18 protein-coding genes and 1 pseudogene are annotated in these 21602 nt (G+C 62.1%); 6 read left to right on the top strand and 13 right to left on the bottom strand.

The window, feature by feature from the left end:
• Window positions 1-128: 128 nt before the first annotated feature.
• From deoC to V8Z65_RS02255, 9 genes and pseudogenes are all read right to left on the bottom strand, one after another.
• Window positions 129-1118, bottom strand: a complete 990-nt coding sequence (gene deoC / locus V8Z65_RS02295; RefSeq protein ID WP_338722256.1) for a deoxyribose-phosphate aldolase — start codon at window positions 1116-1118, stop codon at window positions 129-131.
• Window positions 1115-1909 (bottom strand): purine-nucleoside phosphorylase, encoded by a 795-nt coding sequence (locus V8Z65_RS02290; RefSeq protein WP_338722254.1) that lies wholly within the window; start codon window positions 1907-1909, stop codon window positions 1115-1117. The genes deoC and V8Z65_RS02290 overlap by 4 nt, the downstream gene beginning before the upstream one ends.
• Window positions 1906-2316, bottom strand: coding sequence for a cytidine deaminase (locus V8Z65_RS02285; protein WP_338722253.1), 411 nt, complete (start codon window positions 2314-2316; stop codon window positions 1906-1908). The genes V8Z65_RS02290 and V8Z65_RS02285 overlap by 4 nt, the downstream gene beginning before the upstream one ends.
• A gap of 189 nt (window positions 2317-2505) precedes the next feature.
• A complete protein-coding gene (locus tag V8Z65_RS02280; protein WP_338722252.1) occupies window positions 2506-3480 on the bottom strand; it encodes an ABC transporter permease in 975 nt (324 codons plus the stop codon).
• Entirely contained in the window at window positions 3480-4568 is a 1089-nt protein-coding gene (locus tag V8Z65_RS02275) for an ABC transporter permease (RefSeq protein ID WP_338722251.1), read from the bottom strand. The genes V8Z65_RS02280 and V8Z65_RS02275 overlap by 1 nt, the downstream gene beginning before the upstream one ends.
• 116 nt (window positions 4569-4684) lie before the next feature.
• Window positions 4685-6235, bottom strand: a pseudogene (locus tag V8Z65_RS02270) (ABC transporter ATP-binding protein); the annotation flags it as partial.
• Window positions 6236-6261: 26 nt separating this feature from the next.
• Entirely contained in the window at window positions 6262-7263 is a 1002-nt protein-coding gene (locus V8Z65_RS02265; protein ID WP_338722250.1) for a BMP family ABC transporter substrate-binding protein, read from the bottom strand.
• A gap of 179 nt (window positions 7264-7442) precedes the next feature.
• On the bottom strand, window positions 7443-7565 hold the full coding sequence (locus V8Z65_RS02260) for a hypothetical protein (protein WP_338722249.1): 123 nt from the start codon (window positions 7563-7565) through the stop codon (window positions 7443-7445).
• Window positions 7566-7683: 118 nt separating this feature from the next.
• Complete coding sequence (locus V8Z65_RS02255) at window positions 7684-8148, bottom strand: SRPBCC domain-containing protein (protein ID WP_338722247.1); 465 nt, start codon at window positions 8146-8148, stop codon at window positions 7684-7686.
• A gap of 218 nt (window positions 8149-8366) precedes the next feature.
• Here V8Z65_RS02255 and V8Z65_RS02250 point away from each other — a divergent pair, with 218 nt between their 5' ends.
• Genes V8Z65_RS02250 through V8Z65_RS02240 form a run of 3 tightly spaced genes read left to right on the top strand, consistent with a single transcriptional unit; the run spans window position 8367 to window position 12128 of the window.
• Complete coding sequence (locus V8Z65_RS02250; RefSeq protein ID WP_338722246.1) at window positions 8367-9593, top strand: cell surface protein; 1227 nt, start codon at window positions 8367-8369, stop codon at window positions 9591-9593.
• A 29-nt stretch (window positions 9594-9622) separates the two neighbouring features.
• The gene (locus V8Z65_RS02245; protein WP_338722245.1) at window positions 9623-10561 is read left to right on the top strand and encodes a DUF6384 family protein; all 939 of its coding nucleotides are present in this window, start codon (window positions 9623-9625) and stop codon (window positions 10559-10561) included.
• 4 nt (window positions 10562-10565) lie between these two features.
• The gene (locus tag V8Z65_RS02240; RefSeq protein ID WP_338722244.1) at window positions 10566-12128 is read left to right on the top strand and encodes a hypothetical protein; all 1563 of its coding nucleotides are present in this window, start codon (window positions 10566-10568) and stop codon (window positions 12126-12128) included.
• A 91-nt stretch (window positions 12129-12219) separates the two neighbouring features.
• On the opposite strand, the gene V8Z65_RS02235 is transcribed toward V8Z65_RS02240, so the two are convergent.
• From V8Z65_RS02235 to V8Z65_RS02225, 3 genes are all read right to left on the bottom strand, one after another.
• The gene (locus tag V8Z65_RS02235) at window positions 12220-12966 is read right to left on the bottom strand and encodes a hypothetical protein (protein WP_338722243.1); all 747 of its coding nucleotides are present in this window, start codon (window positions 12964-12966) and stop codon (window positions 12220-12222) included.
• 1028 nt (window positions 12967-13994) lie between these two features.
• Window positions 13995-14393, bottom strand: coding sequence for a VOC family protein (locus V8Z65_RS02230; protein WP_338722242.1), 399 nt, complete (start codon window positions 14391-14393; stop codon window positions 13995-13997).
• 3 nt (window positions 14394-14396) lie between these two features.
• Entirely contained in the window at window positions 14397-15068 is a 672-nt protein-coding gene (locus V8Z65_RS02225; protein ID WP_338722241.1) for a response regulator transcription factor, read from the bottom strand.
• 176 nt (window positions 15069-15244) lie between these two features.
• On the opposite strand from V8Z65_RS02225, the gene V8Z65_RS02220 reads away from it, so the two are divergent.
• The 3 genes from V8Z65_RS02220 (at window position 15245) to V8Z65_RS02210 (ending at window position 20690) form a co-directional block, all read left to right on the top strand.
• Entirely contained in the window at window positions 15245-18862 is a 3618-nt protein-coding gene (locus V8Z65_RS02220) for a peptidoglycan-binding protein (protein ID WP_338722239.1), read from the top strand.
• A 143-nt stretch (window positions 18863-19005) separates the two neighbouring features.
• The gene (locus V8Z65_RS02215; protein WP_338722238.1) at window positions 19006-19932 is read left to right on the top strand and encodes a sulfite exporter TauE/SafE family protein; all 927 of its coding nucleotides are present in this window, start codon (window positions 19006-19008) and stop codon (window positions 19930-19932) included.
• Complete coding sequence (locus V8Z65_RS02210) at window positions 19929-20690, top strand: TIGR02186 family protein (RefSeq protein ID WP_338722236.1); 762 nt, start codon at window positions 19929-19931, stop codon at window positions 20688-20690. The genes V8Z65_RS02215 and V8Z65_RS02210 overlap by 4 nt, the downstream gene beginning before the upstream one ends.
• A gap of 156 nt (window positions 20691-20846) precedes the next feature.
• Here the strand turns inward: V8Z65_RS02210 and pdeM are convergent, their stop codons facing one another.
• Entirely contained in the window at window positions 20847-21512 is a 666-nt protein-coding gene (pdeM, locus tag V8Z65_RS02205; RefSeq protein WP_338722234.1) for a ligase-associated DNA damage response endonuclease PdeM, read from the bottom strand.
• Window positions 21513-21602: the final 90 nt, after the last annotated feature.

Below are 21602 nucleotides of genomic sequence, written 5' to 3'. Positions count from 1 at the left end.
CTCCCCTGTCCCCTCCCCTCAAGGGGGCGGGTGACCCTCCCAGTCAATTGACCCAACACGACCACGAAGTAGCGAAACCATCGCCCCCTCCCCCTTGAGGGGAGGGCCGGGGTGGGGGTCGTCCGACATCACACCATTGGCTGGCGATAATCGGCGGCGTAATGACCCGTCAGCCCATGCTCGAGCTGCCGTTCGATGTCGGTCAGCAGCGACGATGCGCCGAAGCGGAACAGGTGCGGCTGCAGCCAGTGGGTGCCCAGCTCTTCTTTCATCAGCGCCATGTATTTGAGCGCATCGCCGGCCGTGGCGATGCCACCAGCGGGCTTGTAGCCGATCTCAATGCCGGTTTCCTCGGCGAACCAGCGGATCATGCGGATCATGGTCAGCGAGGTGACGAGGTTGGCATTGACCTTTTCCTTGCCGGTCGAGGTCTTGATGAAGTCGGCGCCGGCCAGCATGCAGACCAGCGAGGCCTTGGCGATATTGGTTTGCGTAGCCAGTTCGCCCGTGCCCAGGATGGTCTTGATGTGAGCGTCGCCACAGGCCTTGCGGAACGCTTTGACCTGGTCGTAAAGCGCCTGCCAGTCGCCGCGCAGGACCATGCCGCGCTCGATGACGATGTCGATTTCCTTGGCGCCATCCTTCACCGAAGCCTCGATTTCGGCGATCTTGGTTTCGACTGGCGCCAGGCCATGAGGGAAGGCTGTGGAGACGGCAGCCACCGGAATACCACTACCTTCCAAGGACTTAACAGCCGTGCTGACGAAGGTGTGATAGACGCAGACGGCGCCGGGGAGGATGCGGCGGTTGGCCATTCCGAGCTGGTCGAGGATGTCGCGGCGGATGGGATTGCGGGCCTTGGCGCAGAGGCGCTCGACGCGGCCGGGGGTGTCGTCGGCGTTGAGCGTGGTCAGGTCAATCATGGTTATGGCCTTGAGAAGCCACGCTAATTGGTAGTCCTTTTTGACCGTGCGGCGCGCGCCGATGGTGCCGGCGCGGCGCTCGAGGGCCGAGCGGTTCATGCGCACGCGTTCGACCCAATCGAGGTCGAGGGGGTAGCCTGGATTGCGTTGATGAACGGCTTCTGAATGGGTAGCGTCGACGACCTTGAGACTCATAGTTCCTCCACCAATGCGGGGATCAGTTTCTTGAGTTTTTCAGCCCCCTGAACGGCCATGATCTTGGTGTGCTCATGGCTGATATTTTCACTCGACAGGCCGGCGCCCATATTGGTGATGGACGAGCAGGCCCCGACCCTCATCCCCAGAAAACGGCCGAGGATGACTTCAGGCGCCGTGGACATGCCAACGGCATTGGCGCCGAGGCGGATGGCCATCTGGATTTCGGCCACGGTCTCGAAACTGGGGCCAGAATACCACAGATAGACCCCCTCCCCCAAAGCATAGCCGAAGCGCTGGGCCAGTTCGGTGGCCTTGGCGCGCAGATCGAGATCGTAGCAATTGACCATGTTCACAAAGCGGCGGTCAGTTGGCTCGCCGATCAGCGGGTTCATGCCGGCATAGTTGATGTGATCGGCAATCAGCATGAGGTCGCCGGGTGCGAAGCGCGGGTCCACCGAACCGGCCGAATTGGTCAGGAGCAGGGTCTCAGCGCCCAGTTCTGCCATGGCCTCGAGCGCCGGGCGCATGGCGGCGGCATTGCCGTGTTCGTAATAATGCTGGCGGCCGGTGAGCACAGCAACGCGCCTGCCGCCCATCTGGCCGATCAGCAGGTCGCGACCATGGCCGGATACGCCGCCGCCGGGAAAGCCCTTCAATTCTGCATAGGGAATGGTGATCTTGTCTTCGAGCAGATCGCCAATGCCGGAAAGGCCGGAGCCGAGCACGATGGCGGCGCTTATCGGTTCCTTGCCGGCAATCTTGCGGATGGTCTTTGCGGCTTTGGTCATTTGTCCAAAAACTCCGGACCGAAACTGTGTGGCAGCAATTGTCCAAGCGTCTGCACCAGCGGCTCGCCATCGACGCCGTGCGAGATGACCTCGACATCGAGGTCGGCAAATTCGCGGATGCGCTGGCGGCAGCCGCCGCAGGGGGTGACGGGCATGGTACCGGGGCCGGTGACATAGATGCGCTTGATGCGTTTGCCGCCGCCCGCCAGCATGGCGGCAATGGCGCTCGGCTCGGCGCAATTGCCCACCGGATAGGCGGCATTTTCCACATTGCAGCCGGCGTAGATATTGCCATCGTCGGCCAGGATAGCGGCCCCAACCTGGAATTTCGAATAGGGCGCATAGGCCTTGGCGCGCACGGCCTCGGCGGCAGCGAAGAGCAGTTTGTCGGTGTCGGTTGTATTCATGGCTTCAGTTCAACTCATTTCGGCCCGGGACACCCTTCCCTTCTCCCCTGAGGGGAGAAGGTGGCGCACCAGCGCCGGATGAGGGGTTCGGTATCGTGTTTCCATCGTCAGACCTTCACCCCTCACCCCGACCCTCTCCCCTGAGGGGCGAGGGGGCGAAAGAGCCAATCGTCTCATGCAAGGAACGCGTTAGCGCTCCTTGGTATAGGGCACGCCCGCCGCCTTGGGCGCCACCGCGCGGCCGATAAAGCCGGCAAGCAGCACCACGGTCAGGATATAGGGCAAAGCCTGAATGGCCTGGACCGGCACTTCGCCAATAATGGGGAAGACTTGGCCCTGGATGCGGAACTGCACCGCATCGAGGAAGCCAAACATCAGGCAGACCAATAGAGCCGGCCCCGGCCGCCATTTGGCGAAAATCAGCGCCGCCAAAGCGATATAGCCACGACCGGCCGACATGTTGTTGTTGAAGCCGGCGGACTGGGCGATCGAGAGATAGGCGCCGCCAATGCCGACCAGGACGGCGGTGATGATCAATGCCTGATAGCGCAGGCGCGCCACCGAAATGCCGGCCGTATCAATTGCCTTTGGATTTTCGCCCACGGCACGCAGCCTCAAACCGAAGCGGGTGCGGAAGAGCACCCAGGCGGTCACAGGCACGGAGAGGAAGGCGAAATAGGTGATGATATTGTGGCCCGATATCAGCTCGCCATAAATCTGGCCCAGCACCGGCACGTCGCGCAATTGATCGGCGAACGGCAAGGTGATGGGGTTGAAGCGCTGATCGCCAGAAAGCTGTGGCGTATAGCCGCCGCGGTGGAACCAGGATTGGCCGAGAAAGGTGGTGAGACCGGCGGCAAGGAAGTTGAGCGCCACACCGGAAATGGTCTGGTTGCCTTTGAAATTGATCGAGGCCAGACCGTGAATGCCGGAGAACATGAGCGCCGCCCCGATGCCGGCGAGCAGGCCGAGCCAAGCGGACCCCGTTACCGCGGACATTGCGGCAGCCGCAAAGGCAGCTGCCAGCAATTTGCCCTCAAGACCAATATCAACAATGCCGGCGCGCTCGGAATAGAGCCCGGCCAGACAAGCCAGGATCAGCGGCACGGCCAGGCGCGTGGTGGAATCGAGAATGAGGGTGATATCGACCAGATAGTTTTCCATCACTTGCCCCCCGTCGCGGCGTCAGGTTGTCCGAAGAGGCGAGATACCGGACCGCGCAACATGTCGCCCATGGCGCCTGTGAACAGGATGACCAAGGCCTGGATGGTGACGATCATTTCGCGGGTAATGCCGGGCATCTGGAAGGCCAGTTCCTGCCCGCCCTGGTAGAGCATGCCGAAAAGCAGCGCCGAAAGCCCCACGCCGATGGGATGGCCCTTGCCCATGAAGGCCACGGCAATACCCACAAAGCCGGCACCATTGACGAAGTTGAGAATGAGACGGCCCTGCACGCCGCCGACATTGTTGACCGCAACCATGGCGGCGAAGGCGCCAGCCAGGGCCATGATGATCATGATCATCTTCTGGTTGGAGATGCCGGCATAATTGGCGGCCACGGGATTGTGGCCCAGGGCGCGGATGGCATAGCCGAATTTGGTGCGCCAGATCAGCCAATAGACAAAGATCAGCGCGACAATGGCCAGGAAGAAGGTGAGATTGACCGGCGAATTCTTGAACAGCTCGATAAAGCCACGCAATTGCGGCACGCGCGTTATGGCCTCAAGCGGCGCGCTTTCGTCGGAATTGACCCCTTCGGGCTTCAAAATGCGGCTGATGATGTAGCCCATCATCGAGGCGGCGATGAAGTTAAAGAGAATGGTGGTGATCACCACATGGCTGCCGCGCTTGGCCTGGAGATAGCCGGGAATGAAGGCCCAGGCCGCGCCGAACAGCGCGCCGCACACGATCATGAGCGGAAAGACCAGGGCCCAATGCATGCCATTGAGCGCCAGGCCAATGAGGATGACGCCCAGGCCGCCTACATAGGCCTGGCCTTCGGGACCGATATTAAAGAGGCCCGCATGATAGGCGAGCGAAACGGCCAGCCCGGCAAAGATGAAGTCGGTCGTGTAATAGAGCGTATAGCCAAAGCCCGAGCCATAGCCAAAGGCGCCATAGAGCATGATGCCCACGGCCTGGAGCGGGTTTTGCCCGACAGAGAGAACGATCAATCCGCCGACCAGAAAGGCCAGGACAACATTGAGAAGCGGCAGGAGGACGACATCGGCCCAGCGTGGCAATGGTGTCATCAGTTCGTATCCCTGCCGGAATTGTCTTTGGGGCTCATTTCAACCAGCGTTTGCTGCACGGGGGTCTCGTGCTCGGACAAGGTGCCCGGCGTTGTGACCACATTGTCGCTATGCGAGCCTGTCATGCGCAGGCCCAGTTCGGTCTCGTCGGCCGTTGCCGGATCGGCTTCACCGACGATCTGACCATCGAAGATCACCAGAATGCGGTCCGAGAGGGAGCGGATTTCGTCGAGTTCCACCGAGACGAGCAGGATGGCCTTGCCGGCATCGCGCATCTTGATGATCTGATTGTGGATGAACTCGATGGCGCCGATATCGACGCCGCGCGTCGGCTGACCGACGATGAGCACATCGGGATCGCGTTCCATTTCGCGGGCCAGGACCAGCTTTTGCTGATTGCCACCGGAGAAATTGGCGGTCTTGAGGTCGAGCGCGGCGGGGCGCACGTCGAACTTCTTCATATATTGCTCGGCCGTGTCGCGAGCCTTGGCGATATCGAGGCCGGGACCTTCGCCATATTTGTCCTGATAGCCCAGAATGGCATTTTCCCAGGCGGCAAAATTGGTGACCAGCCCCATGCGCAGCCGATCCTCGGGCACATGGGCGAGGCCGGCGAGACGAGCGCGGGCAGCGCCATCGTCGCCATCGAGCGAGAGCGGATTGCCATTGACCCGGATGGTGCCCGATTTCTGGTCGCGCATGCCGGCGATGGATTCGAGCAGTTCGGACTGGCCATTGCCGGCCACACCGGCAATACCCACGATTTCGCCGGCGCGAACCTGGAAATTGACCCCCTTGACCCGCGGCACACCAAAGTCGTCGGTGACCACGAGGTTTTCGACCTCGAGCAGCACCTCGCCGGGATTGGCGGCGCCCTTTTCGACGCGCAGCAGCACGCGGCGGCCGACCATAAGCTCGGCCAGTTCCTCGGGGCTGGTATCGGCCGTGTTCAGGGTCCTGACCATTTCGCCCTGGCGCATGACCGAGACCTCGTCGGTGATGGCCATGATTTCGCGCAGTTTATGGGTGATCAGGATGATGGTTTTGCCCTCGTCCCGCAGCTTGCGCAGAATGCGGAACAGGTGATCGGCCTCGGCCGGCGTCAAAACGCCAGTGGGCTCGTCCAAAATGAGGATTTCGGCGCCGCGATAGAGCGCCTTCAAGATTTCGACGCGCTGCTGCTGGCCGACCGAGAGATTGCCGACGATGGCATCGGCGTCGATATCCAGCCCGTAGTCGCGGGCCAATTCCTTGAGGTGATCGCGCGCCCGATTGAGCGTCGGCGTCAACAGCGCCGAATCCTCGGCACCCAGAACCACGTTTTCAAGGACGGTGAAATTGTCGACCAGCATGAAATGCTGGTGCACCATGCCGATGCCGAGCGCCAAGGCGTGGCGGCTGTCGGCAATGTCATGCGGCACACCATCAACCATGATGGTGCCGCTATCGGCGGTATAAAACCCATAGAGGATCGACATCAATGTCGATTTGCCGGCGCCGTTCTCCCCGACAATGCCATGCACCGTGCCGCGTTTGACGGCGAGATGAATGTCGCGATTGGCGTGAACCGGGCCGAAATGCTTGTTGATGCCGACAAGCTCGATAGCGAGCGCAGAGGCAGCGGCCCCGGAGGACCGCTGCTCGTTTGTCGGGTTAAGACCTGTCATTGCAGTCTAACCCCTTGTTATGCGCCTTAGAGGGCGTCGCAGGTCTTGTCGGTGCGGAAGTCGTGCACGACGACCTCGCCCGAGATGATGTCGGCCTTGGCCTCTTCGAAGGCGGCCATCATCTCATCGGTGATGAGCGAGGCATTGTTCTCGTCAAAGGCGGCGCCAACGCCGTCTTCAGCCAGACCCAGAACGATCACGCCCGGCTCCCAGGTGCCATCGGCAACGCCCTTCATGGCGTTATAGGTGGCCACATCGACGCGCTTGAGCATCGAGGTCAGGACGGAACCGGGATGCAGATGGTTCTGGTTGGAATCCACGCCAATGCCGTATTTGCCGGCATCGGCAGCGGCCTGGAGTACGCCTGCGCCGGCACCACCGGCGACCTGGAAGATCACGTCCACGCCCTGATCGAGCTGGGAGCGGGCAACTTCGGTTGCCTTGACCGGGTCGTTGAAGGCTTCAAAGCCGGTGCCGACATAGGTTTCGACAACTTCAATGTCCGGATTGACCGACTTGGCACCCTGGGCATAGCCGCAGGCAAAGGCCTCGAGCAGGTCGAAATTGAAGGCCGGCACAACGCCGATCTTGCCCGATTCGGACTGCATGGCCGCCAGGACGCCCACGAGGTAGGAGCCTTCGTGCTCCTTGAAGACCACGGACTGCACATTGGGCAGGTCGACGACGGTGTCGATGATGGTGAACTTGGTATCGGGGAATTCCGGAGCAACGGCGCGCAAAGCGGTTTCCCAGGAGAAGCCCGGCAGCACGATGGGGTTGTTGCCGCGCGCGGCGAACTGGCGGACGGCCTGTTCGCGCATGGCGTCGCCGGAGATTTCCAGATCCTGGTAAGCGCCGCCTTCGGCCTTGAACATCTCGGCGCCGTTATAGGCCGCTTCGTTGAAGGATTTGTCGAATTTGCCGCCACCGTCATAGACGAGTGCGCCATCAGCAAAGGCCGCACCGGCCAGAATGGCGCTCAGAGCAACACCACCGGCAAAGGCCTTGGTAAGGCTGGAAATTTTCATTGATTTATGTCTCCCTGTCTCGCAGCAGCACCGGGCAAGGCCCGAAGGTCAATCTGCCTGCGCTAACAGCGGATAAAATCGTGCAATGGCCTTTGCTGCAAGAGGGAAGGCGCAAATTTTTCCCAATTGGTCAAAAATGGTTGAGAGAGCCCGACCGGCAGGCCTATGGCGCCCCGGGGCTAGAGGCGCGCCAGCACCATTGCGAAGAGATCGCCCAGATCGATATCGGCGAACAGGGTCGCCAACACGGCGGCGGCGGCAATGACATAAAGGGCAAGACTGTCGCGAGTATCGGAGGTCATGATGGGATTTGAAACAAATTGCGTTGAACCGCGACCTGTGTAGCCGATCCCCGGCGGCAAAATCATGGCCTTGTTGGGGCCGTTTCGGGCGTGGTTAAGAAAGGGTTTCGATGCCCGGTCAGGCCGGACCGAGCGGCTCGATTTTGGCGCCCATGGCGGCGGCAAAGCGCTCGAAGAAACCATCGATGATCTTTTGCGCGGAATTGCCGATGACGGCTTTGCCCAGCTTCATGATCTGGCCCGAAGCGCCGCCTTTGGCCGCAAAGGCGAGAAGGGTCTGGGTGCCGTCATCGGTCAGCACGATATCGGCTGCGCCCTCGGCCAGGCCCAGAAGGCCACCCTTGCCCTTGCCGGCCAGGGTATAGCTGGCGGCGGGCACGACATTGGAAAGCACCAACTCGCCTTTGAAGGTGGGTTTGACCACGCCCAGATTGACGGTGATCGCCAGATCGAGCGTTTCGGGGCCCGTCCAGCCGATATGGCTGCAGCCGGGAATGGCGGCTTTAAGCATTTCGGGATCGTTGAGCGCGGCCCAGACGGCCATGCGCCCGGCGGCGATGCGATAGCGTCCGCCAAAATCCATCAGGTGGCGTGCCCCGCCCGGCGTGGTGCTGAAGCGAAACTGTCGTCGTTTACGGCCATGGTGCTGGTTCCAAATCTTTACGTGCGGCTTTTTCGCACCAATATGGACTAAATAGTTGCCGCGGCGTGCAGTTGCAATTGTCAGCCGGGCCAGTAGACGCAATCTAGGGCGGACCGGCAGCTTCGCCAGATCGCCCTAGTCTATTCGAGGAGCCAGGGATGACCGACCAAGTGAATACAGCCACGCAGACCGCAGCCGCCAATGTTTCGGTATTGGCCGAAAAGCCGCTGCAATATCTGGACAAGGCGGTCAATGCGATCCGGGACCTGGGCATCTGGCCCGAGAACCAGGCTGAAGCTCCGATCACCGGGCTGTTGCAGCAGATCACCGAACTGGACGAAACCCGCGTCATCCTGATCGGCCGGACGCTGAGCCAAGCCAGCGCCTTTAATGAAGTGGTGCGCGAGCAGGTCGCGGCCATGAAAATCGGCGAGCGCTATGAGGATATCACCAAGGGTTTCGACTCAATCCGCGACGATGCCAAGGGCATGGTCGACCAGCTCGCGGACAACAAGATCGACCTGTTCGAGCGCGCCTCCAATGTGTGGATGAAGGTGAGCCGGGGCGATATTGCCACGCGCTTTAACAAGATCCGCGACACCTATCTCGAGGTCACGTCCGACACCAAGGACCAGATCGACCGGGAACACACCATTCTCGAGGCCTATCGCGATTTCCGCGGGGCGCTGAAACAGTCCGAGGTGATGGCGCTCGAAGTGCTGCAGACCGCCGAAGCGCGGTTGAAGGAAAAGAAGGACATTCTGCAAAAGGCCGCCGAGGAACTGGCCGGCTATGCCGGCGATGTGCCGGCGGACCGGGCGCGGCTGGAAATGGCGCGCGACGAACGGCTGCGCGAAATGCAGAATGAGGAAAAGCGCTACCAGATCGCCAAGGATCTCTCGGACAACCTCACCATTTCCTACAATACGAGCGAAGTGGTGATGGCGCGTCTGATGCAGACGACCAATGCCAAGGAACGCGTCTATCAGCAGTCGATCTCGTTCTTTTCGACCAATGAAACGGTGCTGACGGCGCTTTCGGCCTCGTTCACCGGCATGTTTGGCCTGCATGAATCGACCGAAACGCTCAACGCCATGAAGGAGGGCATGAGCAAATCGCTCGAGACCCTGTCCGAGATTGGCGACAAGGTGCAGGAAGAGGCGATCAAGGCCGGTTATGGCCCGACCGTGCGCGCCGATGCGGTCAAGAAGCTGGTCGATAGCGTGGTCAATTTCCAGGAAAAGAGCCGCACCATCATCAATGAAATGCGGGTGGCCTCGACCAAGAATTCGGCGGAAATCCGCGATGCGGTCGAGGACGGCAAGAAGCGCCTGGCGACGCTGGCAGCAGAGGGCAATGCGCTCCTGCTTGAAACCAAGGGTTGAGGCCATAGGGCGACTGACACAGGCACCGCATGGCTGACGCAACGGCAAAACCTGCTGCCCCCCTGGATGAAGTGATGCTGGCGATGGACGTGGTCGACACGCTCCGTCACCGGCAGGACCTGGTGACGCGCGAGCTCGATGGCGTGGCGCGCGAGAAGCAGCTGATCGACAAGCTGCGCGATCTCTATCACCAGCAGGGCATCGAGGTGCCCGACCATATCCTGAAAGAAGGCGTGTCGGCCCTGGCCGAAAGCCGCTTTGCCTATGAGCCCCCTGCCCCCGGCTTCGGCACGACATTGGCCCGGCTCTATGTAGGCCGCAAGCAATGGGGCCGGCCGGTTATGGCCGGGCTGATCGCGCTTTTGGTGCTGGGCGTGGGCTATTTCGGAGTGTGGCAACCCTATCAGCGTGGGCAGGCCGAACAGGCACGGCTGGAATTGAGCGAGGGGCTGCCGGCGCAGATGGATGCGCTCTACCAGACCATCTACGACGAAACCAAGGTGCAGCAGGCCGTGACCGAAGCCGAGGCCCTGGTCAGCCGCGGCAAGGCCTATGCGGCCGAGGGCAATCGCGCCGGGGCCGAGGATGCGGTGGCGGACCTGGAAGCCCTGCGCGACCAGTTGCGACTTGAATATATCCTGCGGGTGGTCAATCGCGAGGGTGTGCAATCGGGCTTCTGGACCTTTCCCGAAATCAATACCGACGCCACCAATTATTATGTGGTGGTCGAGGCGCTCGATCCGGACGGCAATGCGCTGACCCTGCCCATTCTCAACGAGGAGAATGGCGAGACCGAAATGGTCAATATCTGGGGCGTGCGCGTGCCCGAAAGCGTCTATGACAGTGTGGCAGCCGACAAGCGTGACGATGGCATCATCCAGGCCAATATTCTGGGCCGCAAATCCAATGGCTTTCTCGATGTCGCCTATACCGTGCCGGTATTGGGCGGCGCGGTGACCAGGTGGTAGGCCCATGAGCATTCGCGGACCCCAGGCATTGGCGAGCCTTGAAGAGGCGATGCGCGACATTCGGCGCGAAGAGGACGAATTGTCCAAGCGCGTCTCGCGCGCAGCCGAACGCGCCAGCAAGATTCGCGAGCATGAGGCGGAATTGTTCCGCCAATTGGCGCGGCTGCGGCTCGATCCGGCTGTGCAGTCAGAGCTGGACGGGCGCATCTCGGCGGCCGAAACCAGGGCGCGCGACACGCTCAAGGCGCATTCCAAAGATGTCAGCAAAGCCGAAAAGACCATCAGCGCGCTCGATGCCAGCCGCGCCGAGCTGACCGAGAAGCGGCGCCTGGCCGCCGCGCTGCTTGAAGAGCAGCAGGCCCAGCTCAAGAGCCTGACCGCGGCCCAGGCCGGCAAACTGGCCGCAGACCCGGCCTATGCCGCCAAGCGCGCCGAGACCGAAGAGCTGGACCGGATTGCCGAGCAATCCATGCGCAAGATGGAAATGGCCGAGGCCGATCGCGAGGAGAAGGGGCGTCCCTATCGCGAGGATCCGCTGTTCATGTATCTCTGGGATGCCGGCTTTGGCACTTCGAGCTACAAGGCGAGCAATCTGATCCGCTATCTGGACGGGCTGGTGGCCAATCTCGTCGGCTTTGCCAAGGCAAGGCCCAATTACGCCATGCTCAATGAAATTCCGCTGCGCCTGCGCGAACATGCCGAACGGCAGGAGGCCAATGTGAGCGCGGCAGAGGCCGAACTGGCCGCGCTGGAAGTGGCGGCGGTGGATGCGGCGGGTGGCAAGCCCCTGCGCCAGGCCATAGCCCTGGCCCAGACCAGCCTCGAAACGCTGGATGCCGAAATAGCGCGGATCGAGGACGAGCGTGACGCGGCCGCCGACGCGCTGCAAGCGCTGGCCGAAGGCAAGGACCCGGCCTTCGAGAACGCAGCGGCAGAACTGGCAGCGGCGCTGGGACGCGAGGATATCCAGACCTTGCTGGCCGAAGCGCGCCAGACCCGGACCGGTCAGGACGACACGCTGGTGGCCCAGATCGACGAAGCGCGCGCCCGGCTGCGCGAAGAGGAAGAGGAAAGCCGCGAACAACGCGAGCGCCTCAAGACCCTGGCGGCGCGTCGCCGCGAGCTGGAAGACATTCAGTGGGAATTCAAGAAGCAGCGCTTCGACGATCCCGGCTCGAGCTTCAAGGAAGACCGGCTGGTGGGTGACCTGCTCAACGATTTCCTGCGCGGCGGGATTTCGGCGGCCAGCTATTGGGACCAGTGGCGCAAGAGCCAGAACTGGGCGCCGGGCAGCGAATGGGGCGCGGGCTATAAAAGCACGCGCAGCTCGCAAAGCAATCGCAGTTCCAGCCCCTGGTCGCCCAGCGGCGGCGGCTTCCAATGGCCCGATAGCAGCATTGGCGGCTCAGGCCGAAACAAGAGCAAACCATCACGCGGTGGTTTTGGTGGCGGCTTTGGTGGCGGCTGGGGCGGCGGATCATCCAGCGGCGGCGGTTTTTCGCGGCCGCGGACAGGGTCGTCAGGTTCGCGCAAGCATGGCGGGTTCAAGACCGGCGGGGGATTTTAGGGGGGCGGCGGGCGCGGTCCGAGGCTGCTTTGGGGTGGGTTGCGGAGTGGCGGCTTTTGGGAGAATTCAAAGGCATTGCAGACACGCATCTCTACTGTTGCAGACGCCCTATTGCACAGGAAATGGATGGCAGAGCTGTAAACCCGTCCCGTGATCGCTCCGGGTTCTGACTCTCTGTCTCACCTGATTTAGAGCAGTCCAGAAGTGCGGTTAGGATTGCGAGTCGTACCAACCGAGGTGGCGCGTCCTGGTACCCCACGTCCTTGGGTATAGGGAAGCCAGTGATGTAGTCCATCGCAACTGAGAGGCAATCCGATAGGCTCTTTTGGGGAACACGGTCGAGGTCTATGAATACCGCTGACTGAGCAGCCCAGGTTTTCCGATCTCTGCTGACGGTAAAGGCACAAGGATCGAAGGTGAAATCCAGTGTGACTAGGTAGGCGCGATAGTTCGCTCCGATGTTGGTGAGTTGCGCAAACTCTTCCATGTGGTCCCCGAGCCGACGGTAAAAATTGAACGACACCAAAGGGAAAGCGCCGTATTCCTTGAACTCCAGTCTTCCCCCCAGATCGGAATTGAACCGTTGAACAGCTTGCTCGAACTCCTCGGGGCGCTCTCCAATCACCTCATAAGATAGCGTGCGGTTTGGCCTGACGAATATGTCGGTTGCCGAGCTCAACCCATTTAGAAACGCGACAGCGCTTTCGTTGTCGATCTGTGCCGAAGAATTGCTCGAAAAGGTTGGCGTTGTGTCTTCAGCACTAGCAAATGAATGCATATGCAGGACCCCACAGAGGATGAGGCAAAGCCCAACTTTGATCGAAGGTTGATTGTTCAAGCGTGGCTCCTGGAGTGGATTGCACGACATAACTTTGTCGATGGTCGCACCCATGAGCAAGTTCTCTTCTGTTATAAGTCGCTGCTCCAGCGAAATTCGCTAGCGTCGATGCCAAATGGCAGGTTTCAGGACATGGCTTGGCTCACGTGAATGGCTACAATGGGGTCGAAACTGGTCGGCGCACTTTGGATGGAACACCCCCACCCAACCTCCCCCTGAAGAAGAGGGAGGAGTAGATCTGTGCGTTCATCAAGCTACGGATTTTCGCGGCGCCTGTCGCAATCCCGATGCGCACCGCCATGAGCGCTACGCGCGAATAGCTGGCTGCGACGCTAGGCTTATAAAGGCCGTAGCAAAGCCGGGAGGGGGTATCTTCGAGATGTCGCGGCTAAGGTCAAAGCACCATCGCTCATCGGGCCGCCCTCGGGCTCGACCCGAGGGCCAGTTGCCACGCATGCCGGCCAGGTGGTGGTCTCGACAGGTCCTCGGATCAAGTCCGAGGACGGATCGGTGGTGAAACGAAGTCTGTGAGCACCCTCCACCCAACCTCCCCCTTAAACAGAGGGAGGAGTGGGGTTGCGGGCTTTCGTTGGGGAACGAGCACACCCACCCTGTTCGATTCCATGGACTTAGGCGAAGGCTACGGCAGGACACCCCCACCCCAGCTTCGCTAGCGCCTGAACGGCGCAGCTGCGCTACCCTCCCCACAAGGGGGAGGGAGCGAAGGAGCCGACGCTCGGGTGTTTTGCGACTGGATCGCCGCAGGTTGTGCTCATCGTCTCCCTCCCCCTTGTGGGGAGGGACCAAGGGTGGGGGTGCGGGCCTCCGCCTGGTCGGTGTTCACGAATAACGCGACAGCCCTACCCTAGCTTTGCTAGCGCCTGATCGGCGCAGCTGCGCCCCGCCATTCGCGCATAGCGCTCATGGCCTTCTCGCCTCAAATCCCTCCACTGGAGGGATTTGACCCTTCGGGCCGGGTCGAAACCCACAAGGGGGAGGGAGACGATGAACATTGGCCCTGCGGCACCTCAATTCGCCGTCGGCTGCGCCATCAGTTCCCAGACATTGCCTTCGCTGTCCTCGAAATAGGCGGAATAGCCCCATTCGGACTGGGTGCCGGGGGTGATGACGGCGCCGCCGGCGACCAGCACGCGTTCGAGGATGTCGTCGACTGCTTCGGGGCTTTCGGCGCGGTGGCTCAGCACAAAGCCGGGCGTGCCATCGAGGCTTTCGGGCTTGCCGGCGGTCTGGGCGATCTGTTCGCGCGGGAACAGCACGAAGGAGAACTTGTCGTCGAAGAAGAAGGCGACATGATCTTCGCCGGCGCCGATCTGTTCGTCGGAAATATCGAACAGGGTCCGATAAAAGGCGAAGGCGCGTTCCAGATCGTCGACGCCGATGGTGATAATGGAAATTTCGGGCTTCATGGGTCAGGCCTTGGCGGAGCCGGTGGAAAACAGGGCTTCGAACTGTCCGTCCTCGATGCGGGAGGCGGCGATAACCGCCTGGGTGCGGCTATCGACATCGAGCTTTTGCAGGATGGCCGAGACATGGGCCTTGACCGTGGCCTCGGAGATGGAGAGCTCATAGGCGATCTGCTTGTTCATCAGCCCATCGCTGAGCATCATGAGGACACGCACCTGTTGCGGGGTAAGCGTTGCCAGGCGCTTCATCAGCGCGGTTTGTTCGTCTTCGCCCCCGAGGGTTGTGCCCGAGGGCACGAAGACTTCGCCCGAAAGCACCGTCTCGATGGCCCGGCGGATTTCGGTGGGGCCTTCGGATTTATGGAGATAGCCGGCCGCACCCAGTTCGAAAGCGCGGCGGATCACCGTGCCATCCTCGACGGCGGAAATGATCATGACGGGAATGTCGGGATATTGGGCGCGCAGCAGCAGGAGCCCGGAAAAGCCGCGAACGCCGGGCATGTTGAGATCGAGCAGGACCAGATCGCAGTCCCGATCGGCATCGAGGGCGGCGCTGAGGCTATTGAGATCGCCCGCCTCTTCAACGCTGACCGTTGCATCACCGCCGGACAGGGTCTGGCGCAGGGCCGCCCGGAACAGGGGGTGATCGTCGACGATGATGATGCGGCGGCGCGTCATGAAACTGAACCCATTTCTGGTCTAAGACCCGTATCTGAATCGCACGGATTCCCGGCATTGGCCCTTGCATATTGCGGCAATGCTTAACGGGTTCTTTACCATGTTTTCTCAAGAGTGAGGGTTATACCTTCGTGTTGAATCGCGAGGGGTCCGTCTATTGTGACGAAGGACCTGTCATGCCGCGCGCCCACACTCATGCCGATTTTGCCGACACGGTCCGCGACCCCAATGCAGGCGAATGGCAGGCTCTGCGCGGCGAATTGGTGGCCTTGCTCGACAAGGTCGAGAGCCATTATGGGCAAATCGAGGACGAGCCTTCGGCCCCGCCCTCCAATACGCTGGCGCAGCGTGTCCGCAATCTGCGCGACCAGGTCAGCGGCTCGGAAACCAGCACGCGCCGCCGCGAGGCCCTGCGCAGTGTCAAGCGCGCGGTGGACCGGTTTACCGACCGGGACCTGCCGCCGGGCGAAATGGATGAGCCGGACGACCTGACCGCCGCCATTGCCGAAATCCGCAGCCGCCAGGGCGCCGCCCCCATGCCGATGCGCCGGGCCACCGATATTCCGGAAATCCGCGAATTGGGCAATCTGGTCGGGGGCATGAGCCAGCGGCTCGAACGGCTCGAGGGCGAACTCAAATCGCAACGCTCCAGCGCCGGCCATGTGCGCGAAGTGGCCAGCCAGGTCGAGCAATTGACCCAGGTGGTCGAATTGCTGGCCGGTGCGGTGGGCGAAACCGGCCAGGTCAAGCGGCTCGAAGCCCAGATTGCAGCGCTCGGCGCGATGATAGAGGACGGGCCGCGCAACGATCTCGGCATTCTCAATGCGCGGCTCGACGATGTGTCGGCCACGGTGGGCAAGCTTGCCGAATTGCAGGCGCAGCAGATGGAACGCGAAATCGCGCGCGACCAGCGCCAGCACGAAGAGGGCCAGGCGGGCGCCGAAACGCTGGCACCGGCCATGCGCTCCATCGAGGATGGGGTGCGCAATGTCTATGACCGGATCGATGCGATCGAGCGCAGCGTGTCGCTGTCCTCAGCCGATTTCGAGCGCCTGACCAGCGAGATGGCCGCCTTTACCCACGCCATGCAGAGCAGGGGCGACGGGCCGGATGTGCTGGCGGGCCGGATCGACACATTGGTGGCGCGGCTAAACAATGACAGCGAGCCGGTATTGGCGCTCAAGGCCGAGATGGGGGCGCTGCGCGAGAGCCTGCTCATGGGCATCGAGCCCCGCTTCGCCCGGCTCGAGGACAAGCTTGAAATTTTGAGCGACCGCATTGTGCCCATCGATACGGCGGTCGTCGAGGATCAGCTCAAACGTCTGATGACGCGCATGGACGAGGCCGGAGCGCAATTGGATGCACTGGCCCGCCAGCAGGGCGCTGCAGAACAGCCCGATTTTGAATCGCTGGCCAATATGGTGGCCGAACGCACCAGCGAAGCGGTGAGGAGCAAGGCGCCGGCGCCGGTCGCCATGTTTGGGCCCGATAGCCTGAAAAGCATAGAGGACCGCATTACGGGCCTGATCAAATCGGCCGGCAAGACGCCCGATTACGAGCAATTGGCCGATCTGGTTGCGGCGCGGGCCACCGAGGCCCTGAGCCATGCGCCGGCAAGCAAGGGCGAGACCTTCGACGCGCTGGAAAAGCGCATGGCGGCGCTGCTCAATACCGCCGGCCGGGAAACGGCCGAGCGACTGACCCGGCTTGAGGCCATTCTGTCGAACAGGCAGGAGTCGGCGCGCGCCAGTGGCCCGGGCAGCGCAGAAACGGCGCGCATTGCGGCTGCGCCGGAAACCAGAGCGGCAGCGCCCAAGGCCCCGCCGCCCTCATCGCCATCAGTGGAAGCGGATGCGGACAACCAGTTCCTGCAGGCGCTCCAGGCCTCGGCGCCCGATACGGGCAAACTCGATTCCATTCTGGCCGGGCTGACCAATGACCAGCGTGATAGCATGCCGGAAAATCCGGCTGATGATGCGCCGCTGGTGGACAAGGGCTTTGGCGACAAGACGCCGGTTCGCTCTGCGCTGAGTGGCGCGGCAGGCCGGAGTTCGGTGCCGCTTGCGCCGGCGACCCGTTCGGCGCCGGAGGCAGCACCCTCCTTCGATCCGAGCAAGGTAGAGCGTCCGCCACGGCCGCGTTCGAGCTTTGCCGAGCTTGACGCCGATCCTTTTGCGCGTGCCGCACAGCCGGTGGAAAGCAAGGCCGAGCAGGCGCCCGCCACAAGCTCGAATACCAGCACTTTTGTGGCGGCAGCGCGCCGGGCACAGCGGGCCAGGCAGGAAGAAGACGCCCAAGGCCAGACCAATTCGATTATCGGCCGGGCCCTGGCGCGTGTGCGTTCGCGCAAGGACATAGAGACCGCCGAGCCGGCCATGGCACCCAGCGCGCCCAAGGCCGACGCGGTTCGCGAACCCGAACCGGAAAAACCGAAGCGCCGCGAAAAGAAGGCCAAAACGGAGAAGGCCCCGCCGCATATAGAGGCTCCGGGGCTGACTGAGACGGACGAAGCGAAACAGCCGGGCTTTCTCACCCGCCACCGCCGACCCTTGCTGCTTGCCGCTACGCTTGTCGCTGTATCGATGCTGGCGCTCAATCTGGTCATGCAGCGCATGGCGCCGGCACCGGCTACCGCCACGCCCGCCGCGACGGTCCCGGCCCAGCCTGCAACGGACAATCCGGCGCCGTCCGATGACGTTTCAAGCGTCATACCGCCGCGCGTTATCGATCTGGTCGATACCACCGCGACCGGCTCGATCAATCCCGGTGAGCCGATGAGTTTTTCGCGCGCCAACAGAACCGCGCCGACCACGCCCATACCACCGACGCTGACGGCCAGCAGCGGGCGCATTGCCCTTGCATCGGTCGAGGCGAGTGAGGAGGCGCCGGCGGTTACCGGTTCCATCGGGCCGGCCGCGAACCCGGCGCCGGCCGAGGCTTTCGATCTGCCGCCCGAGGCGATCGGGCCGCTCGAATTGCGGCAGGCGGCGGCCAATGGCAATGCCAAGGCGCAATTCGAGGTTGCCGCCATTCTGGGTGAAGGCCGGGTGATGGAAAAGAACCTCGAAGAGTCGGCGCGCTGGTATGAGCGGTCCGCTGCGCAGGGGTTCGTGCCGGCGCAATACCGCCTGGGCAATCTCTATGAGATGGGCAATGGCGTCGAAAAAGACCTTGAACAGGCCCGGCTCTGGTATCAGCGCAGCGCCGAGGCGGGCAACCGCATGGCCATGCACAATCTGGCAGCGCTCTATGCCGGTGGCGAGCTTGGCGATCAGGAATTCGAGCTGGCCGCAGAGTGGTTCACTCAGGCCGCTAATCACGGGATGACCGACAGCCAGTTCAATCTGGGCATGCTTTATGCCCGCGGATTGGGCGTGGAGCAGGATTTCGAACAATCCTATAAGTGGTTCTCGCTAGCGGCCCGCAATGGCGATCAGGATGCGGCCAAGGCCCGCGACGACATTGCCAAATCGCTCACCGCCGAGGCGGTCAGCCGCATCGGCGATGAGGTGGATAATTGGCGTATCGAGACGGTGGACCTGGCGGCCAATTTCGCGCCGATCGGGACCTGGTCGGATGCGTTCGACCCCGGCGAGGCCATTGGCAGCAGGGATGTGATTGCCAGGGTGCAGCAGGCGCTGGGCAAGCTGGGCTTTGACGTGGGCACCGCCGACGGCGTTGCCGGGCCCAAGACACGCGAGGCGATCAGGGCCTTCGAGCGCGGCACCGGGATGAGCGAAAGCGGGACAATCAATCCACGCCTGCTGGCCGTATTGGGCAGCCAGCCGGTTTAGCCGATATCTGCATTTGACAGTGTCATGGCCCGGACGTAAGCCCGGGCCACAATGTTTTTTTGCTGGCTGGTGCGGGGCCTTACCTCTTGTTGACGGACCGTCCTGTAGGATGACCGGCGACATCCATTTACGGGACCCTGGTCTTGCAGATCTATCTGCCGATAGCCGAGCTTTCCGTGAACCTCTTCTTTCTCGTGGGGATCGGAGGGGCCGTGGGCTTTTTGTCCGGGCTGTTCGGCGTTGGCGGCGGGTTTTTGCTGACGCCCCTGTTGATCTTCTCCGGCGTGCCGACCGCGGTTGCGGTGGCCTCGGTGACCGGACAGGTGGTGGCGGCCTCGACATCAGGGGCGCTCAGCCATTACCGACGGGGCGGGGTAGACCTGCATCTGGCCATGTATCTGGTGCTGTCGGGCATATTGGGCGCCTTTGGGGGCGTCGCCGCTTTCGATCTGCTGCGCAGCGCGGGCCAACTCGATCTGATCATCGCCCTGGGCTTTCTGGTTCTGCTCGGCTTTGTCGGGGTGCTGATGCTGCAGGAATCGGTGCGGGCGCTACTCAAGCGCCGCCAGGGCGTGGTGGTGCGCGAGCGCCTGCCCAACCAGCATAGCTGGATCCATGGTCTGCCCATGCGGGTTCGCTTCAAGAAGAGCCGGCTCTATATCAGCGTCTTGCCAGTGCTGCTGATCGGGCTGTTCATCGGTTTTGTCGGTTCGCTGCTGGGTATTGGCGGCGGCTTCATCATGGTGCCGGCGCTGGTCTATCTTTTGCGCGTGCCCGGCTCGGTGGTTATCGGCACCTCGCTGGCGCAGGTGGTGGCGATGATGGCCGCAACAACGGTGCTGCATGCCGTCCAGAGCCAGAGCGTGGATATTCTTCTGGCCTTCTGCCTGATGGTTGGCGGCGTTGCCGGGGCCCAATTTGGCGCAGCGGCGGGCAAGCATTTGCGGGGCGAACAATTGCGCGGATTGCTGGCGCTGCTGGTGCTCGCGGTCGCCATCCGCTTCGGCCTGTCACTGGTGCTGGCGCCGGAGGATATTTTCTCCATGGCCGTGACGAGTATCGTGCCATGATCCGTTGTCTCCTCGCACTGCTTCTGCTTGTCAGCGCTGCTTTGCCGGCAGCCGCCGAGAGGCTGTTTTCCAGCGTTTCCACCGAAACGGTGCAGATCACGTCCAGTTTCGACGGCGAGAAGCTGACCTTTTTCGGCTCGATAGCGCCCGATGCAGGGGCCGAGCAGAAATATGTGGAGGGTCCGTTCCAGGTAGTAGTGGTGGTGCTTGGTCCCCGGCAGGACCGCGTGGCCCGCAAGAAGACCAATAATTTCGGCATCTGGCTCAATACCGAACAGGTCGAGTTCGACAGCTTTCCGAGCTATTTCCACGTGCTTTCCAGCAACAGGCTGCGTGACATTACCGATGTGAACACGCTGACCACCAATTATATCCTGCCCGAGTCCCATGCCATTTCGCCCAATCCTGCCGGCTGGTGGCAGACGCTGACCTTTGGGCATGAGCTGATCCGCCTGATGGCGCAGGACGGATTGTTCGGCGTGCAGGAGACCGGCGTGCTCTTCCATTCGGACACTTTTTATTCGGCGCAGCTCACGCTGCCCAGCAATGCCCCGCCGGGCCCCTATATCGCCCAGACCTACGTGTTCAAGAATGGCGAGATCGTTGCGCGAAAGTCGGACGGATTTGCGGTGCGCAAGATCGGGTTCGAGCGTTTTCTCGCGCTCTCGTCGACGCAACAGCCGCTGCTATACGGCCTGGCCTGCGTGGTGCTGGCCCTGTTTACCGGCTGGCTGGGCGGGGTGTTGTTCCGGCGGTAGGCCTATTCTTCTTCCCATTGGGGAAAGGTGGCGCGATGGGACCGGATTGAGGTCAGCTTATCGCCTCACTTGATGGGCCTCACCCCTCACCCTGGCCCTCTCCCCTGGAGGGGCGAGGGGACGCAGGAGCCGAAATCCGGTTCGCGGCCAACCAGTTCACCCGCCAACCAGGCGTTTGACCGGCACTGGATAGGTGCGGTCGCGGCCCAGCATGACCACTTCGAGCGCCGGCCAATTGAATAGGCCCGTAAAGGCGGGGGATAAAATGTTGAGAGCACCGGTGGAAGCGCCATAAGCGGGCAATATCAGCAGGCGATTATCGTGCACGAAGCAGGGTTTTCGTGTGACGCGGCCATTGATGGCAATGCGGGCGGCCGGGTGCAGATGGCCGGCGACAAGCCCGGTGCGCCCTTTTTGCGGCTCGTGAGTGAGCCGCAGGCCATCCAGTTCAAGTTCGGGCAAGCAGGTGCCGCCGATGGCGTGCGGCGCCGGATCGTGATTGCCGGAGAGCCAGACGCAATCGAGCGCATCGGTGATGGCGTCGAGCCGCATCCGATCGGCAGGTGTGAGCCAGGTGGCAGCCTCAGGCCGGTGGAAGCTGTCGCCCAGCGCGATGAGCCGCCGCGCCCCGGTGCGGCGAAGATCGGTTTCGAGCCGGGCCAGCGTCATGCCCGTATCGTAGGGTGGCAGCATTTGGCCCCGCCGGGCGAAACTGGCCATTTTCTCAAAATGAAGATCCGCCACGAGCAGCGTTTCGCGCGCCCGCCAATAAAGGGCACCCGAGGGCAAAGGCTCGAAATTATGGCCGGCAAAGCGCAGCACGGGGGTCTCAATGAGTTCAGAGGCTGCGGCTAGGTTATGCACTGACTGTGTTCTCTTTGAAGGCCCCTTCACCCAGCGCCATGCGCCGAC

This window comes from Devosia sp. XK-2, from assembly GCF_037113415.1.
In the GTDB taxonomy this organism is placed as follows: Bacteria; Pseudomonadota; Alphaproteobacteria; order Rhizobiales; family Devosiaceae; genus Devosia.
Note: the sequence above shows the minus strand (reverse complement) of the source record. Positions and strands in the feature narration are given on the sequence as shown.